At 38.9% G+C, this 16,136-nt stretch carries 16 protein-coding genes; 9 read left to right on the plus strand and 7 right to left on the minus strand.

Going from position 1 to position 16,136, the window contains the following annotated elements; all coding sequences use genetic code 11:
- The first annotated feature begins 38 nt into the window (after positions 1–38).
- Genes B9A18_RS21580 through B9A18_RS21590 form a run of 3 tightly spaced genes read left to right on the plus strand, consistent with a single transcriptional unit; the run spans position 39 to position 3,416 of the window.
- Positions 39–1,940 carry a beta-N-acetylhexosaminidase gene (locus B9A18_RS21580; protein ID WP_084291634.1) on the plus strand — a complete coding sequence of 634 codons (1,902 nt, stop codon included), beginning with the start codon at positions 39–41 and terminating at the stop codon, positions 1,938–1,940.
- A gap of 23 nt (positions 1,941–1,963) precedes the next feature.
- Positions 1,964–2,590: a hypothetical protein gene (locus B9A18_RS21585; RefSeq protein ID WP_084291635.1), complete on the plus strand. Its 627-nt coding sequence runs from the start codon at positions 1,964–1,966 to the stop codon at positions 2,588–2,590.
- Between the two features lie 7 nt (positions 2,591–2,597).
- Positions 2,598–3,416 carry a helix-turn-helix transcriptional regulator gene (locus tag B9A18_RS21590; protein ID WP_235005405.1) on the plus strand — a complete coding sequence of 273 codons (819 nt, stop codon included), beginning with the start codon at positions 2,598–2,600 and terminating at the stop codon, positions 3,414–3,416.
- Between the two features lie 148 nt (positions 3,417–3,564).
- Here the strand turns inward: B9A18_RS21590 and B9A18_RS21595 are convergent, their stop codons facing one another.
- Both B9A18_RS21595 and B9A18_RS21600 read right to left on the minus strand, forming a co-directional pair.
- On the minus strand, positions 3,565–4,164 hold the full coding sequence (locus B9A18_RS21595; protein ID WP_084291637.1) for a hypothetical protein: 600 nt from the start codon (positions 4,162–4,164) through the stop codon (positions 3,565–3,567).
- A complete protein-coding gene (locus B9A18_RS21600; protein WP_084291638.1) occupies positions 4,151–4,648 on the minus strand; it encodes an RNA polymerase sigma factor in 498 nt (165 codons plus the stop codon). Before B9A18_RS21600 ends, B9A18_RS21595 begins: the two co-directional genes overlap by 14 nt.
- Before the next feature lie 131 nt (positions 4,649–4,779).
- Between B9A18_RS21600 and B9A18_RS21605 the strand changes: the two genes are divergently transcribed.
- The 4 genes from B9A18_RS21605 to rpmA all read left to right on the plus strand — a co-directional run bounded on the left by B9A18_RS21605 (position 4,780) and on the right by rpmA (position 7,551).
- On the plus strand, positions 4,780–6,207 hold the full coding sequence (locus tag B9A18_RS21605; protein WP_084291737.1) for a dicarboxylate/amino acid:cation symporter: 1,428 nt from the start codon (positions 4,780–4,782) through the stop codon (positions 6,205–6,207).
- Positions 6,208–6,221: 14 nt separating this feature from the next.
- Positions 6,222–6,746: a hypothetical protein gene (locus B9A18_RS21610; RefSeq protein ID WP_084291639.1), complete on the plus strand. Its 525-nt coding sequence runs from the start codon at positions 6,222–6,224 to the stop codon at positions 6,744–6,746.
- Between the two features lie 83 nt (positions 6,747–6,829).
- On the plus strand, positions 6,830–7,141 hold the full coding sequence (gene rplU / locus B9A18_RS21615) for a 50S ribosomal protein L21 (protein ID WP_048904572.1): 312 nt from the start codon (positions 6,830–6,832) through the stop codon (positions 7,139–7,141).
- Between the two features lie 53 nt (positions 7,142–7,194).
- Positions 7,195–7,551, plus strand: a complete 357-nt coding sequence (gene rpmA / locus B9A18_RS21620) for a 50S ribosomal protein L27 (RefSeq protein WP_084291640.1) — start codon at positions 7,195–7,197, stop codon at positions 7,549–7,551.
- A 57-nt stretch (positions 7,552–7,608) separates the two neighbouring features.
- On the opposite strand, the gene B9A18_RS21625 is transcribed toward rpmA, so the two are convergent.
- From B9A18_RS21625 to rnr, 3 genes are all read right to left on the minus strand, one after another.
- Positions 7,609–7,971, minus strand: coding sequence for a helix-turn-helix domain-containing protein (locus B9A18_RS21625; RefSeq protein WP_084291641.1), 363 nt, complete (start codon positions 7,969–7,971; stop codon positions 7,609–7,611).
- A gap of 252 nt (positions 7,972–8,223) precedes the next feature.
- Positions 8,224–9,192: a polyprenyl synthetase family protein gene (locus tag B9A18_RS21630; RefSeq protein ID WP_084291642.1), complete on the minus strand. Its 969-nt coding sequence runs from the start codon at positions 9,190–9,192 to the stop codon at positions 8,224–8,226.
- A 35-nt stretch (positions 9,193–9,227) separates the two neighbouring features.
- Entirely contained in the window at positions 9,228–11,363 is a 2,136-nt protein-coding gene (gene rnr / locus B9A18_RS21635; protein WP_084291643.1) for a ribonuclease R, read from the minus strand.
- A 102-nt stretch (positions 11,364–11,465) separates the two neighbouring features.
- Between rnr and B9A18_RS21640 the strand changes: the two genes are divergently transcribed.
- A complete protein-coding gene (locus B9A18_RS21640) occupies positions 11,466–12,356 on the plus strand; it encodes a mechanosensitive ion channel family protein (RefSeq protein ID WP_084291644.1) in 891 nt (296 codons plus the stop codon).
- On the opposite strand, the gene B9A18_RS21645 is transcribed toward B9A18_RS21640, so the two are convergent.
- Entirely contained in the window at positions 12,353–14,053 is a 1,701-nt protein-coding gene (locus B9A18_RS21645; protein ID WP_084291645.1) for an ABC transporter ATP-binding protein, read from the minus strand. The genes B9A18_RS21640 and B9A18_RS21645 overlap by 4 nt on opposite strands.
- Positions 14,054–14,140: 87 nt before the next feature.
- Here B9A18_RS21645 and B9A18_RS21650 point away from each other — a divergent pair, with 87 nt between their 5' ends.
- On the plus strand, positions 14,141–15,451 hold the full coding sequence (locus B9A18_RS21650) for a nicotinamide mononucleotide adenylyltransferase (protein WP_084291646.1): 1,311 nt from the start codon (positions 14,141–14,143) through the stop codon (positions 15,449–15,451).
- A 91-nt stretch (positions 15,452–15,542) separates the two neighbouring features.
- Here the strand turns inward: B9A18_RS21650 and B9A18_RS21655 are convergent, their stop codons facing one another.
- The gene (locus B9A18_RS21655) at positions 15,543–16,034 is read right to left on the minus strand and encodes a YajQ family cyclic di-GMP-binding protein (protein WP_084291738.1); all 492 of its coding nucleotides are present in this window, start codon (positions 16,032–16,034) and stop codon (positions 15,543–15,545) included.
- Positions 16,035–16,136: the final 102 nt, after the last annotated feature.

Below are 16,136 nucleotides of genomic sequence, written 5' to 3' on the forward strand. Positions count from 1 at the left end.
CTTAGGCATGAAAATAAACCTTTCACTTAACCACAATAATGAAAAAACTACTATCAATTGTCTTATTGGCATTCGTATATGTCAACACTTTTGCACAGAACGATATTAATATGGGTATTATCCCTGCACCTGTATCTGTGAAGAAAAATGCAGGAAATTTTAAATTAGATAAAACAGTGGTATTGGTTTCCAATGATGCGAAAAATGCGAAATCTGCTGATTTATTAAATGCTTATATCGTTGTTAAAGGCGGTTATGCACTAAGAACAGTTAAAGCTGCCGGTGCTAACGAGCGTTCAATAGTGCTTAGCGCTTCGGGTGCCGATCAATTGCCTGCCGAAGGTTATAAAATTAGCATCACCTCAAAAAATATTACAGTCACAGGTAAGGATGCCGGTCTGTTTTATGGCGTACAGTCTTTAATGCAACTGATGCCTGAGAAAATGCAGAATGGAATAAGCATAAATGCTGCGGAAATCAATGATTATCCGCGCTTTAAATATAGAGGATTGCACTTAGATGTGGGACGCCATATGTTCCCTGTTTCCTTCATTAAAAAATACATAGATATGATGGCCCAGTATAAGTTAAACAACTTTCACTGGCATTTAACTGAAGATCAGGGCTGGAGAATTGAAATTAAAAAATACCCAAAGTTAACTACTGTGGGGGCTAGCAGAAACGGAACAATTATCGGTCACCATCCCGGTGTAAATACCGATGGCGAAGTTTACAAAGGATTTTATACGCAAAATGATGTAAAAGAAGTTGTGGCCTATGCTGCTGCCAGATTTATCAATGTGATTCCTGAAATTGAATTGCCGGGACACAGCTCTGCGGCTATTGCGGCTTATCCTGAATTGAGTTGTTTTCCGGAGCGTGATACTTTTGTAAGTGATAATACACCATGGTCGGGCTCCCGTAAAGGGAAGCAGGTACAGCAAACCTGGGGCGTATTTGACGATGTATTTGTACCTACAGAAAACACATTTAAGTTTTTACAGGATGTGTTGGATGAAGTGATAGAACTTTTCCCTTCTAAGTATATTCATATCGGTGGAGATGAAAGTCCGAAGGAGTACTGGAAGCAAAGTGAGTTTTGCCAGAAACTAATCAAGCAGCTCGGTTTAAAAGATGAACATGAACTTCAAAGTTATTTCATCCAGCGAATGGAGAAATATGTGAATACAAAGGGACGCAGCATTATCGGTTGGGATGAAATATTAGAGGGTGGATTAGCGCCTAACGCAACAGTAATGTCCTGGCGAGGAGTAGCAGGAGGAATTGCCGCTGCTCAGCAAAAGCATGATGTAATCATGACACCAAATGCCGGTGGACTTTATTTTGATCACAAACAATCTGAGTCGGCTGATGAGCCAACAAATATTGGCGGTTTAGCGCCATACAGTAAAGCCTATGCTTATGATCCGGTTCCTACTGAACTTACCGCTGATGAACAGAAATACGTAATAGGCGTTCAGGCAAATGTGTGGACAGAGTATATGCAAACTTCTTCAAAAGTTGAATATTTCTTATTGCCAAGATTATTCTCTTTAGCTGAGATTGCATGGAGTCAGCCATCCCGTAAGGATTTCAAAAACTTTTCGGAAGAACGCCTTCCTTTGCATTTGTCGAAATTAGATAAGACCAATACAAATTACTGGGTGCCAACACCATTCGGACAGGATAAGAAGATTCTTAACGGTGAGCAATTTAGTATAGAATTAAAAGAGCCGATGCCGGGAGCGAAGATTTATTATACTTTAGATCTTACACGACCTTCAGAAATTGGTACTTTATACACTAAAGCCATCAAGGTTAGCGTTCCAAAGGGAAAGAAGCAAGTGTTAAAAACGGTTGTAGTTACGCCTTCAGGAAAGCGTAGCGTGGTGACTGAAACGGTACTGAACAATGGTGCTCCCGACGTTAAAACGAAATAAGCTTTAAAAACAACAATACATTAATGAGACAAATAACCAATTTATTACAACATTCACTGCTTGTGGCAGGAGTGCTTTTAATGGTGTCATGTGGTAATGAAACAAATGAAAAAGCAGGTGCTGTAAAAGAAGATGCAAGCGCAACAGCTAAAGCAAAAGGACAATTCCCTTTTTACAAAGATATCAGTGTAAAACCGGGATTGAATTTTGAGGTAGTAAGCTGGGGTAAAGGGGTAGACAGCATCGGTGGTTACCTGATTCTGATGTCTGATTCAGTAAAAAATAATTACAATTCTTTTTCTGCAGAACGTAAAGGAATCATTACTGATGCCTGGAATATGGACATGGATAATGATGGTAATCCTGAAATTTATGTAGAGTTGCTGAGCAAGAAAAATGTATTGGATTTAAATGTTTATGAGTACTCTGGTGGTGATTTTAGAAAGATTAACTTTCCACCACTAAGCAGTAACTCGAAGAAGAGCTATGCAGGTAACGATAAGTTTATCATTAAAAATGGTGATTTGTTTCGCTCTTTTCCGCTTGTAAATCCTAAAGATACTTCAATTAAGGCTGGGGCTGTTAAAATGTTACAATACCAGTTAAATGGGAATAGCTTTTCTGTAAATGAAGTAGAGCAAGCGCAGTAATCAGATAATGGGTTATAAGAGAATACGGGTTAACAAGAATGAGATTATAAGTGAATCCACTTATAATGTCGCTTATTCAAACCTTTCGGGTAAATATGCACTCCATGTTGTGTTTAGCGGAGAAGTAGATTATATCATCGAAAGGCGGAATATTACCCTTTTGCCCGGTAGTTTTATTTTCTTAAACCACGATACGCGCTATTCAAAGAGCATTAAGTCTGACGTTGAAGTAAAAACCCTCATCATTTTATTTGATCCTGGTTTTGTGCATGATTTTGAGGCGTTTAACCTGGGTAAGGAGGGGTTGCGTTTAGTTGAATCTATTCATTCGGTAGATGGGGATTTTAAATTCAATCTGGCGCAACTGGGCATGTATATTGAAAGTGGTATGAGTGACCAATTGCTTTTAAGGGAGTATTTAAATCGTTGTCTGCTTGGTTATCAGGAGATTTATCAAGATGAAATTGTAAACAGAGAAGAATCGCTGCAGTTTCTGAATGGTGCTACTAAAACCGAGATTCTGAAACGATTGTCTATCGCAAGGGATTTTATGATCAGTAACTATAGCAAGCCTATTTGTCTGGAGGAAATTGCAAAAATAGCCTGTTTGTCTGTGAATCATTTATTGCGGACCTATAAACAGGCTTATAAACAATCACCTTATCAGTTTTTAACAACAGTACGTCTGTTACAGGCAAAACATCTGCTAAAGAATACGGATTATCCGGTAAACGAAATTGTGGATATTGTGGGCTTTGAATGCCCAAGTTCCTTTATCAGATTATTCAGAAACTCTTTCAATGTTACGCCGGGAAAATATAGGTAGTTTTAGTATACTTTAATGGTGATTTTCGCTTATTGGTTTTCGAAACGGTTAAGTTAAATTTGTAGCAGGAAACCTCTATATAGATTTGGATGAATTTAATTTAGGTTAGTTAATAATAAGGTCATCCGGCTGGTCCGGATGACTTTTTTTATATAGGCTCCTTAAACTGGTTTCCAAGACGTTCAAACTTTTCAATCAATAAAGCAATTCTTTCCTTTTCTTTTTTCATTACAGCTTTTCGTACCAATGTTGAGCAGAAAACAATCCACCCAAAAGTAAAGAGTATAATCAGGCACTGGGCCCATAGGTCGAAATAAGCCAGGATTTCAAAGAAGTACAGCGTAATTCCAAGACTCAAAGCAATGGCATAAACCCAGTAGATTTTGCTGTAAAGACTGAACCTGCTTAACTGATAGCTTTTCAGGTTGTTCAGAAATTCATTGGGATCTGTAGTGAAATCATTTTTTGCGATCAGCTGATGACTTTTGTACAACATAAAGGTAGACACTGCAATTGCAAAAAGAAAAATGGTTAGGCCGGCATGGGTAGTCCAGGAATTAAAACTGAAAAATAACCACAATATAACGATTGCAATAAAGGAGAGGAGCATCCCAACGATGTTGAAAAGGGATTTATTACGAATAGCGCTTACTTCTTTCTTTGCCTGCCTGAGCATTTCATCCGAGGAGATTTTTACCTCAAGGGAATGTGATTGCCAGAGCGACTGTATATGATTAAATTCTTGCATGCTGGTTGTATAATTCTGTAAGTTTTACTTTAATCCGGTGAATTTTAACCCTTAAGTTTCCTTCACTGATGCCGGATATTTCTGCTATTTCATTATAGGGCAGTTCGTCGAGCACCATTGTGATGATCAAGCGGTCGTTTTCCTCTAACTTCGAAATTGATTTATAAAGCAAAGCTACTTGCTCATTTTTTTCCGAAAGCTCTTCAGGTTTGTTCTCTATAATGTTATCTGTGAGCGCGTCTTTTGCCTGTCTTTTTTCGGATCTTAAATAGGTTAAACAGGTGTTAACTGCAATTCTATAGATCCAGGTCGAGATCAGTGATTTGTTTCTGAATTTATCCAGGTTTTGCCAAACTTTTAAAAAAGTTTCCTGCAATAAATCATTTGCCGCATCCTCATCACCTGTGTAACCATAACATAAGTGAAATATCTTTTTGGAATTGGTATCGAAAATCTCTTTAAATAATTGGTCCTTTTTATCCATTAATAATGCGTTAACAGCAGTTTGATTACTGTCACACCGAAATGTTACAGCCTCTTTTGTCTCAAAAATAATAAATGTTTGCGGGCTTAACTCAAATAATTACTTTTGTGGCAAATCAAACAGCCTTTTTTATGAAACAAAACCGTATTGGGTTACTCACATTGGTATTTATCACTATAGCAGCCTTGCTAGGTGTTTTAAATGATTTCAATATCGTTGATATTCCGGACAATGTGATGGTGGCAACCCGTTGGATTCTTGCTGTTCAGCTGGTGATTTACTCGCTGGTGAAAAGAAACCTTACTACCTGGATATTGGTCTGTATGGTATTAGGTGTGTTTATCGGTGTAGATTATCCTCATGTTGCGGTAGCTTTACAACCCTTAAGTAAAGGCTTTATTAAGCTCGTTAAAACAATAGTTGGACCTATATTATTTGCCACGCTGGTGTATGGTATTGCAGGGCATTCTGATTTAAAACAGGTGGGCAGGATGGCCTGGAAATCGATGGTTTATTTCTATTTTGCAACAACTATAGCCTTATTTATTGGCTTGGCGGCAATTAACCTTACTCAAGCAGGTGTCGGTGTGAATATTGCAAACATGCCTCACAATGAATTGCCCAAACCTGTCACGGATCCAATTGATGAAAGTATATTGAGTACATTGCCTGATGGTGTGCACTGGTTGTACAAAACCTTGGCTTTCTTCAGGAACATTTTTCCTGAAAACATCGTTAAATCGGTATATGACGCACAGATTCTTCAAATCGTCATCTTCTCGGTTATTTTCGGAATAGGTCTGGCTATGGTGGATGAAAAGAAACGTAAACCCATGGTGGATTTCTGCGAAAGTCTGTCAGAGACTATGTTTAAGTTCACCAATATCATTATGTATTTTGCTCCAATAGGAGTAGGGGCGGCTATGGCTTATACGGTTGGACATATGGGGGTCGATATACTTAAGCATCTTTTTATGCTTGTAGCCACGCTCTATATGGCGCTAATCGCATTTATTTTAATTGTATTGTTGCCAATTGCTTTATATATCAAGCTGCCGATAGTGAAGTTCATCAATGCCATTAAGGAGCCAGTATCTATTGCTTTTGCCACAACTAGTTCCGATGCTGCCTTACCTAAAGCAATGAGTGCAATGGAAAAATTTGGGGTGCCCCGTAAAATTGTCTCATTTGTGATCCCAACTGGCTATAGTTTTAATTTGGATGGAACGACGCTTTATTTATCGCTGGCTTCTATTTTTGTGGCTCAGGCTGCCGGAATGCATTTAACTTTCGGCGAACAGTTGCTTATTGTATTCACATTGATGATTACGAGTAAAGGAGTAGCTGCTATTCCGCGTGCATCATTAATCATTCTGATTGCGACAGCGGATCAATTCGGACTGCCAACATTTATTATTGCCGCAATTCTGGGAATTGATGAACTGATGGATATGGGAAGAACGTCATTAAACGTTATAGGAAACTGTCTGGCAACCGTTGTAATTGCCAAGTGGGAGGGAGAATACAACCCTGATCAGATTGAAATTAAAGAAGCATAAGAGAAGAATAAGATATGAGTAATAAAGCAAAAAAAATATTCCTGGCTTTAACGATTGTGGTTCCTTTCATGATTTATTGCGTTGTATATTACACACCGATGTTCAGGAATGCACCTTACAAGCTAAAGGAATTTGAATCTATAGATTTTAAGTGGGGTATGGGGAATAATCTGGAGAACTCCTACAACTCAGCTACGGGCGATTACCAGTACGTGAACGCTCAGGATTCGGTGATTAAAACCAATGTGAAATTAAGAAAAGATGATATCCTTTATTTGCACTCAAAAGCAAATGAACTGGGCTTTTTTAATTTTCCTGAACTTATAGCAAATCCAGGTACAACGCTTGATTCTTCTAAAGTGCTTCGTTATGTGATGCAGTTCAATTATAAAAAGAAATCTAAGCAAGTAATTTATATCACGGATTTCAATGACATACCGAAACTAAAAGGGCTCGCAGAGCAAATGAAAACCCTTTTGCAGCAAAGTATCAATGATGCAGAAGAAAGGTATGGAAAACAGACTGAATCAAAAAACTAAATCATTTGTGTATTTAGAAAATAAAGTTCTATATTTGCACCTCGATAAAAATAAACAATTTATATAATAATAATTAATTAACAATGTACGCAATAGTAAATATAGCAGGACAGCAATTCAAAGTTGCAAAAGACCAGCACCTTTTTGTACACCGTTTGCAAGGAGATGAAGGCGCTAGTATTGAATTTGACAATGTATTGTTGGTTGAAGATGGTGGTAAAATCTCTGTAGGAGCTCCTACATTGAAAGGTGCATCGGTTTCAGCTAAAATCGTGTCTCATTTAAAAGGTGATAAAGTAATCGTTTTCAAAAAGAAACGTAGAAAAGGTTACAAAAAGAAAAACGGTCACCGTCAGTATTTCACCAAGATCCAGATCTCTGGTATCAGTTTATAATTATTGTTAAACATCAATTGCCGGTTTTCGGTAGTTAAAAAATATAAAACAAGATGGCACATAAAAAAGGAGCCGGTAGTTCCAGGAACGGACGTGAATCGCATAGTAAACGTTTAGGTATCAAAATTTTTGGTGGTCAGGTAGCTATCGCTGGAAACATTTTAGTACGTCAACGTGGTACAAAACACCATCCAGATAACGGAGTAGGTATCGGTAAAGACCATACTTTATTCGCTTTAGTTGATGGTACAGTAATCTTCAAAAAGAAACGTGATAACAAATCTTATGTTTCTATTTTACCTGCAGCTGAAGTTGTAGAAGAAGTTGCTGCTGCCCCTGTTAAAGAGGAAAAAGCACCTGCAAAAAAAGCACCTGCTAAGAAAGCTGTTGCAGCTGAAGGCGCGGAGTAATCGCAGTATAACATTATTAAAAAGGGCTGATCATATGATATGATCAGCCCTTTTTTATCATTTAAACTTATGTTTTCTGGCGTTGATGTGCTGCAACTCATGCTCCAGCTTCTTTAACGTATTACTAAAGTGCCTGTACGAAATATCCAGGTCGCGTAAAAGAACGGCCAGCTTTTCAGGAACTTCCTGGTCCTCTTCAGGAGTGGTGCCATGCAGCAGCCAGTCGTAACTTTTTGAGTAGTACCTTGATATTGCATGTAAAATAGTGAACGTCGGGTATTGGTTGCCGAGTTCTATTTGCGAATAGTTACTCCTTGATAAATTTAGAATGGTGGCAATATGTGCCTGGGAAAGACCTTTGTCTACTCTTAAAGCTTTAATACGCTCACCAATGTCTTTTCTGGATAGAATCTCTTGCATAATAAACTGTTTAATTGCTCGAAAAACCAGACAAATTTAACTCCACAAAATCTTTCAGCTGTCAGTATAGCTCCGGTTATGAAGCAAGCCTTAGGCACAAGGACGCACTAAGGTCATTTTTATAACCAATAAAAATCAAACGGGTTAATTTTTGTTAACTGACACAATAAAAAATCTGGGTAATTCTTTGAATAAAATCCCTTAATTGGGAACTTTATTGTGGAAATCATTGCACAGGTTGCAAAGAAGAAGCTAGTACTCTCTATTCATTAATTGATCGGCAAGGCTAAATAGTTCAGTCTTACGCTCTTCTGCAATATTTAAGGATGTTAATGCGCTGAAGGCTTTGTCAGAATATTTTTTCATTTCAATACTGGCCAGGCCCCTGATGTTATAGTCATCGTAAAGTGCTGTTGTGTTTTTAATTTTATCCACATGATCTTTGTTTACGCTTTGATATTCCAGCTCCTGCAGGTCGTTCTCTGTAGCCAGTTCCTTTAGTTTTAACAAGAGAAGGGTTTTTTTGTTGGCAATGATATCGCCACCTACCTGTTTTCCGAATTTTTCAGGGTCACCATAAACGTCGAGAATATCGTCTTGTAACTGGAAAGCTATTCCAAGGTTTTCACCAAAGGTGTAGAGCTGTTCAGCTTCATCAGGACTAGCGCCTGCAACCTGAGCACCAAGCTTCATCGCACCACCTAGCAATACCGCAGTCTTCAGGCGGATCATGTTGATGTAATCTGCAATGCTCACCACTTCCTGCTCTTCAAATTCCATATCCAATTGCTGACCTTCACACACGCCTTGCGCTGTTGCATTAAAGGTATTCAGCGCATCTTTTAATACAGCGCTGTCGAGCATAGAAAGTTGCTTATTGGCTTCGACCATCATCACATCACCACTTAAAATGGCATTGTTTACTCCCCATTTTTCATGTACAGTTTGCTTACCTCTTCTCAAAGGGGCGTTGTCCATAATGTCATCATGAATCAAGGTGAAATTATGGAAAGTTTCAATGGCCAATGCGGCGGGCATTGTTTTTTGTATATCTCCTTTAAATAGTTCTGCAGCCATCAATGTTAATACCGGCCTTATCCTTTTGCCTCCTAAGCTCATAATATAACGTATAGGCTCATAAAGTCTTTGAGGATGTGCAGCGTATTGAATGTTTTGAACAGCGTTTTCTATAACTTCTTGTAATTGATTAGGAGTATGCATTTTTTTTTAAAAAGGAATTTTACCGGAGTCTTGTTTTATTGTTGAATTAATGTGAAATCGATCTGGCGTTTAGACAAATCTACTTTTTTTACTTTTACCATAACTTCATCACCTAACTGGTATTTTTTATGTTTACGCTGACCAACGATGCAGTAGTTTTTCTCGTCCAGCACATAGAAGTCGTCGGTGATGTCGCGGAGGCGAATCATTCCCTCGCATTTATTCTCTGTAAGTTCTACGTACATTCCCCATTCTGTAACTCCAGAAATGAGGCCTGCAAATGTATTACCTACATTTTCTTCCAGGTATTCGGCTTGTTTATACTTGATAGAAGCACGTTCCGCATCGGCTGCACGTTTTTCCATAGCAGATGAATGGGAGGCTGCAATTTCATACTCTTCTTCATTAGCTGATTTCTCATTGTTTAAATAAGCCGCAAGCAAGCGGTGTACCATTACATCCGGGTATCGGCGGATAGGAGAGGTGAAGTGCGTATAGTGGTCGAATGCCAAGCCGTAATGACTGGTTTTCTTTGTGGTATATATGGCCTTGGCCATTGAACGTATGGCTAGTTGTGTCAATACGTTCTGTTCTTTTTTACCTTCTACATCTTCCATCAGGTAATTTAAAGATTTAGCAATCTCCTTATCTGATTTCATATTGATCTTATAACCAAAACGGGCAGCAAACAAAGCAAAGCTGCTTAAGTTTTCCAGATTTGGAGAATCATGTGAGCGATAAACAAACGTATATTTTTCTTTCCCCTTGCCTTTTTTAGCGATGAATTCAGCTACTTTCTTATTAGCAAGTAACATAAAGTCTTCGATCAGTTTGTGGGCGTCTTTACGTTCTTTAACATATACACCTACCGGTTTACCATGCTCGTCTAGTTTGAACTTTACTTCAGTACTTTCAAAGCTGATGGCTCCGTTTTTAAATTTCTTTTCACGTAATATATAGGCCAGTTCATTCAGCTTTAGAATTTCTTCAGCATGATCGCCAGCTTTATTTTCAATCACTTCCTGAGCTTCCTCATAGCTAAATCTCCTGTCTGAATGGATTACTGTTCGTCCAAACCATTCTGTAATGATGTTAGCCTTATTATCCAGTTCAAATACCGCTGCAAAGCACAACTTATCTTCATTTGGACGAAGTGAACATACACCATTGCTCAGGCGTTCTGGGAGCATAGGGATTACGCGGTCAACCAGGTATACTGAAGTAGCTCTTGAATAGGCTTCCTTATCCAGATGACTGTTGGGTGTTACATAATGGGAAACATCCGCGATATGTACGCCAATTTCATAGTTGCCATTCTCTAACGTTTTAAAAGAGATCGCATCATCAAAATCTTTTGCATCTGCCGGATCTATGGTAAAGGTGATGGTATCTCTAAAGTCTTTACGACCTTTAAGTTCAGCTTTTGTTACCACTTCTGGAATAGCGTTCGCTTCGTTTTCAACTTCGGCAGGAAAGCTGAGTGGAAAGCCATACTGGGCAAGGATGGCATTCATCTCTGTATTATTCTCGCCCTGTTCGCCCAGGATATTAATGATTCTGCCAATAGGGTTTTTCGCCCCTTCAGGCCATTCGGCAATGCTTACCTGTACTTTTTGCCCGTTTTTAGCGCCATTAATGTCAGTTAAAGGGATGAAAATATCATGAAGCATTTTCCGGTCGTCAACGTTTACAAATGCATAACGGTCGGATATTCTGATAACACCAATAAAATCGGTTTTTGCGCGGGTAATGATTTCTACAACTTCGCCTTCGTTTTTGCGACCGCCGCTTTTCTTGGCGAAAATATAGACCTTCACTTTATCGCCGTGTAGCGCATTGTGTAGTTTTCTGGCAGAAACAAAAATATCCTTCTCAAACTCGTCATCAGGAATCACAAATGCCGAACCATCGGCAGTCATGTCGACCTTACCAGTAAGGAAAGTTTTTAGATCTTTTAGTTTGAACTTACCTTTCTCTGGTTCCAGGAACACACCTTTTCTGGCCTGCTCTTTTAAAACTTCGAGAATGGTGTCTCGTGATGCTGCATCAGTAATATTTAATTTAGCAGAAACCTGTTTGTAGTTCTGTGCTTCGTTATTACTTTTTTCCAGTACATCGCTAATTAATTGGATTAAAACGAGTTCCAGATGAGATGATTTCTTTTTTGCCATAGTCTATGTATGAATCATTCGAAGGTAACAATTTGAACTGAGTATTGTTGGATTTTGTATCTTTGATTGCACGCCTATTGATGAACTTAACTACTTTTTAATATGATTGAAGACAGAGAAAGAAAGACAGGTAAAGAGATTGTAATGATTTTGATTAAAGCTATTGTCTACTTATTTCTGGTATATCTGTATATCAATAAACCAATTGTTTATAGCGAGTATCCGGTCATAGGGAAGTTAGCAGGAGCGTTGATGATTTTTCTAGGTCCCAGTTTGTTGGTATCCATGATTAGGTTGACCATTATTTACTGGTACATCCGTAAGCATAAGTTTAAAAGTAACATTAAAGATAACTTCATTCTGGGGATTAACCGGATCGTTTCTATACTTGATGTGGTATTTTTAGGACTGGCTGTTTTATCGCTGTCAGAGGTACAGCTGGAAGATCTTGTTTTTAGTGTATCGATTGTTGCGGCGGCTGTAGCGCTTACTTTCAAGGATTACGTAACCAATATGATCAATGGGCTGATCATTATGTTTTCAGACCGTTTGTCGCTTGGTGATCACATCAAAATGGGCGAACATGAGGGGAAAATCCTCGACATTACGCTGATCAATATGATCCTTCAGAATGAAGATAGTGATATGGTGATTATTCCGAATTCAGTGGTGTTCAGCTCTGTCATCATTAATCAGTCGAAACAGAACATTAAGAAACTAAGTATTGAGTTCGATATGTCTTTGAAAAACGGCTACACACCTGAGTATCTTGAAAACTATCTGAACAAAGTAATTTCGAATTACTCCGCTAATGTGATGGAGAGAGGTTTGACAGTTAAAACTATTGCCATCAATAAAGATGCAGCGGTTTTTAAAGCGATGGTGCTGTTAAGACATTATGATAAATTAAAGGAAAGAGAAATCAGGAGGGCTATCAATACTGCGCTGATCAGACTCTCTGCTACTTTGAAAGAGGAGGAGGCGGGAGGCTAGCCAGGTATGGCAGCAATCAGCTTTTTCGTGTACTCAGCTTGTGGATTATTGTAAATATCTTCAGGGAAGCCTTGTTCTTCAATTTTACCTTTATTCATCACGATCATCCTGTCGGATATGTGTTTAACTACTGCCAGGTCGTGGGAGATGAATATATAAGTTAGTCCAAACTCCTGTTGCAGTTCTCTCAGAAGGTTAAGTACTTGCGCTTGCACTGACACATCAAGTGCAGAAACCGATTCGTCACAGATGATAAAACGAGGTTTTAAAGCTAGTGCTCTTGCGATCACTATCCGCTGACGCTGTCCGCCTGAAAATTCATGTGGATATCTGTTAAAATGTTCAGGTTTTAAATCTACACGGTTTAATAAATCCAATACATAGGCTTTGCGCTGGGCATCGTTGTCGAGCATTTTATGCACCTGAAGGGGTTCCATTATAGCACTTCCTATGGTTAAGCGCGGGTTGAGGGAGGAGTAGGGATCCTGAAATATGATCTGTACGTCACGCCTCATCCTTCTTAATCCGTCGGCATTTAGCTGAGTGATGTCTGTTCCGTCGAATAAAATCTGACCCGATGTAGGATCTGTAAGTCGAATAATACTCCGTCCCAGGGTGGTTTTTCCACATCCTGATTCGCCAACCAGCCCCAGTGTTTCTCCGGGAAAAACATCAAAGGTGATGTCATCTACCGCTTTTACGTAATTGCTGATTTTGCCAAACAGTCCTTTTTTTACGGGATACCAGGTGCACAACTGTTTTACCTGTAGCAAAGGATCCTGACTATAAAGCGCTTTTCTGCGCAGAGCAATTTCCTGCGGCGTATAGCTGTTTATTTCCAGTAGATGAGCCAGGGCCATTTCTTTGTCGGTACTCAAAAAATCAGCCACTACAGGTAATCTTTTCAGTGAGCGATGTGGATTTGGCCTGCAAGCGAGCAAACCTTTGGTATATGGGTGTTCGGGTGTTTCGAATATTGCTTTAACAGGGCCTTGCTCAACAATTTGCCCCTTATACATGACGGCCACCTCGTCGGCAATTTCGCCAATTACAGCAAGATCATGGGTGATGAAAATCATGGCCATCCCCCGGTCTTTTTTTAATTTCAGCAATAACTCCAGTATGGTCTTTTGTACGGTTACATCCAGGGCTGTGGTGGGCTCGTCAGCAATCAAAAGCTGAGGATTACAACTTAAAGCCATGGCAATCATTACCCTTTGTTTTTGCCCCCCTGATAACTGGTGTGGGTAGCTGTCAAAAATGCTCCCGGGGCGGGGTAGCTGAACCTCCTCAAACAAGGCTATAGTCTTCGCTTTAGCGCTATGCTTATCTACATTCTGGTGTAACATAATGGCCTCCTTCACCTGGTAACCACAAGTAAACACGGGGTTTAGTGAGGTCATGGGCTCCTGAAAGATCATGGCTATTTTGTTGCCTCTGTATTTCCTGATTTCTTCGGCAGATAAATCAAGTAAATTGATCTGCTCAAATTCAATCTCTCCGTCAATTTTAGTGCCTTGCGGATCATGCAGGCGCATGATGGAAAAGGACGTTACTGATTTTCCTGAGCCCGATTCGCCAACTATACCTAGAACTTTTCCTTTTTCAATGCTGAAACTGACATGGTTAACTGCTTTGAGCCAGGAATGGTCTTCTTTATTGAGAAATTGTATGTCGAGATTTTTAACGTTTAGCATTATTAAGACACGATCTTGATAAGAGAAATCTGTGATCAAGATAGTTATTTTATCGTCCAAATTCAGCAGTTTGCTTAATTTTGCACTATGGAAAGAGAAATTCTTGATACCAAGCGTAAAGCTTTAAAGATTAACTTAAACCCTAGGATTTACGGGACCTTTGCGGAGATTGGGGCAGGACAAGAGGTGGCTCGTAACTTTTTTACTGCCGGCGCTGCGTCTGGTACTGTGGCTAAAACTATGTCGGCTTACGATATGACTTTTAGTGACGTCATTTATGGTGCTGAAACTTCTGGCAGGTATGTAAGTGAATCCAGATTGCTGAAAATGCTGGGACACGAGTTCAGTTTGTTAACTGAGCGATTAAACACTGAAAAATATGAGGATCGTACGTTCTTCGCATTTGCAGATACGGTTACTACATTAAACTATAACAAATCAAACGATCCGCATGGCTGGATCGGTATCCGTTTTCAGGCTGAGCCTGGAGGTGAACCCAACGAGATATTTTTTCACGTACGTTTACTGGATACTGATGCGGCATTGCAGCAAAATGTATTGGGAATTATAGGTGTAAACCTGGTTTATGCTGCTTTTTACTTCAATCAGGATCCTAAAACAATGATCGAATCTCTGGCGGATAACCTTACTGTAGGTTCTGTTGAGATCGATTTGATCTCCGTAAATGGGCCTGTGTTTAAAGATGTAAACAACATTCTGTTAAACCTGTATCTGATTGTTAAGGATTTCTCGGATGCGGCTATTTTTGACGCTCAAGGTAAGCCTTGTTTGCCTAAAGATTTGTTGTACAAGAAGGATATTATGATTTTGCGTACTAAATACGCACAGAAATCAAATCCTAACTTTAGCATGTTAAATAAAGCGGTTGATCAGTTTGTGCGCACCGAAAGTGTAAAGGAAGACAATCTGAGCGTACTGATCGAGGTACTGATGTCGAATGTGTTGAGTAATGATGATTTACCAGATAACATTGACTTAAAGGCTGTTGCTAAAAGAGCTGAGGAGATGTGCAATACAGATAACCTTGTGATTGTATCCAACTTTGCAAGACACAATAAGCTGGCAAAATACCTGGATCGCTGCAGACCGAAAAGCGTGGGTATATCGACCAACATCAATAACTTAAAATTTGTGTTCAACTCGACTAATTTTGGCGACAATTACTCTAGTCAGCTGCTGAGTTATGTAAGTGATATGTTTAGTAAAAACGTTAAGCTTTTTGCTTATCCTTATCTTGATAAAAAGACCAATGAGGTGGTTACCAGTGCGAATATGCCGGTAACGGCGGATGCAAGACCATTGTTCGACTTTTTAATTATTAACGGATACATTACAGATATTGAAGAATACAGCGAAGGGGATGTAAAAACCGTTTAATTGTACTGAACAGTGAAAATATTGTATATAAAAAAACTGCAGCCATATCGGTCTGCAGTTTTTTTATATAAGAATATTACCTTAATGTTATTTAGTTGCGCATGTTGATGAACTGTAGTGGCTGACCGAAGTCTTCACTACGGCAAAGCGCAATAACACCTTGTAAATCATCAATGCTTTTGCTTTGTACACGAACCTGATCATCCATCATAGATGCCTGTACTTTTAGGCCACTGGCTTTTATTTTAGCAACAATCTTTTTAGCGGTTTCTTTGTCAATACCTTCTTTAATAGATATCTCTTTACGGATCATGTTTCCTGAAGCATAAACCTCTTTTCCAAAATCCAAACTCTTTGAATCAAGGTTTTGTTTCATCATTCGTGAAATGATAGCGTCTTCTATGGCTTTCAAACGCATGTCATCTTCGGTAACGATGGTAATAACATTTGTTTTTTTATCATGATCAATAGTACTCTTTGAGGTGCTGAAATCATAACGGTTCAGAATCTCTTTTTTTGCATTGTTCATCGCATTATCAAGTGTTTGCGCATCAACTTTGCTAACTATATCGAAAGTGGGCATGATTATTATGGCTTTAGTGTAAAAATAGATTAAATTTATAAATATTTGGTCGGGCAACTCAACCACACAAATATAAACAATTAATGCAAATGCATACGAAAT

Source organism: Pedobacter nyackensis (assembly GCF_900176505.1).
Classification (GTDB): domain Bacteria; phylum Bacteroidota; class Bacteroidia; order Sphingobacteriales; family Sphingobacteriaceae; genus Pedobacter; species Pedobacter nyackensis.

Excerpts from the sequence above, each read along its gene's own strand:
- B9A18_RS21580 (WP_084291634.1), top strand. The coding sequence starts at position 39 with ATGAAAAAACTACTATCAATTGTCTTATTGGCATTCGTATATGTCAAC.
- B9A18_RS21585 (WP_084291635.1), top strand. The coding sequence starts at position 1,964 with ATGAGACAAATAACCAATTTATTACAACATTCACTGCTTGTGGCAGGA.
- B9A18_RS21590 (WP_235005405.1), top strand. The coding sequence starts at position 2,598 with ATGGGTTATAAGAGAATACGGGTTAACAAGAATGAGATTATAAGTGAA.
- B9A18_RS21595 (WP_084291637.1), bottom strand. The coding sequence starts at position 4,164 with ATGCAAGAATTTAATCATATACAGTCGCTCTGGCAATCACATTCCCTT.
- B9A18_RS21600 (WP_084291638.1), bottom strand. The coding sequence starts at position 4,648 with ATGGATAAAAAGGACCAATTATTTAAAGAGATTTTCGATACCAATTCC.
- B9A18_RS21605 (WP_084291737.1), top strand. The coding sequence starts at position 4,780 with ATGAAACAAAACCGTATTGGGTTACTCACATTGGTATTTATCACTATA.
- B9A18_RS21610 (WP_084291639.1), top strand. The coding sequence starts at position 6,222 with ATGAGTAATAAAGCAAAAAAAATATTCCTGGCTTTAACGATTGTGGTT.
- rplU (WP_048904572.1), top strand. The coding sequence starts at position 6,830 with ATGTACGCAATAGTAAATATAGCAGGACAGCAATTCAAAGTTGCAAAA.
- rpmA (WP_084291640.1), top strand. The coding sequence starts at position 7,195 with ATGGCACATAAAAAAGGAGCCGGTAGTTCCAGGAACGGACGTGAATCG.
- B9A18_RS21625 (WP_084291641.1), bottom strand. The coding sequence starts at position 7,971 with ATGCAAGAGATTCTATCCAGAAAAGACATTGGTGAGCGTATTAAAGCT.
- B9A18_RS21630 (WP_084291642.1), bottom strand. The coding sequence starts at position 9,192 with ATGCATACTCCTAATCAATTACAAGAAGTTATAGAAAACGCTGTTCAA.
- rnr (WP_084291643.1), bottom strand. The coding sequence starts at position 11,363 with ATGGCAAAAAAGAAATCATCTCATCTGGAACTCGTTTTAATCCAATTA.
- B9A18_RS21640 (WP_084291644.1), top strand. The coding sequence starts at position 11,466 with ATGATTGAAGACAGAGAAAGAAAGACAGGTAAAGAGATTGTAATGATT.
- B9A18_RS21645 (WP_084291645.1), bottom strand. The coding sequence starts at position 14,053 with ATGCTAAACGTTAAAAATCTCGACATACAATTTCTCAATAAAGAAGAC.
- B9A18_RS21650 (WP_084291646.1), top strand. The coding sequence starts at position 14,141 with ATGGAAAGAGAAATTCTTGATACCAAGCGTAAAGCTTTAAAGATTAAC.
- B9A18_RS21655 (WP_084291738.1), bottom strand. The coding sequence starts at position 16,034 with ATGCCCACTTTCGATATAGTTAGCAAAGTTGATGCGCAAACACTTGAT.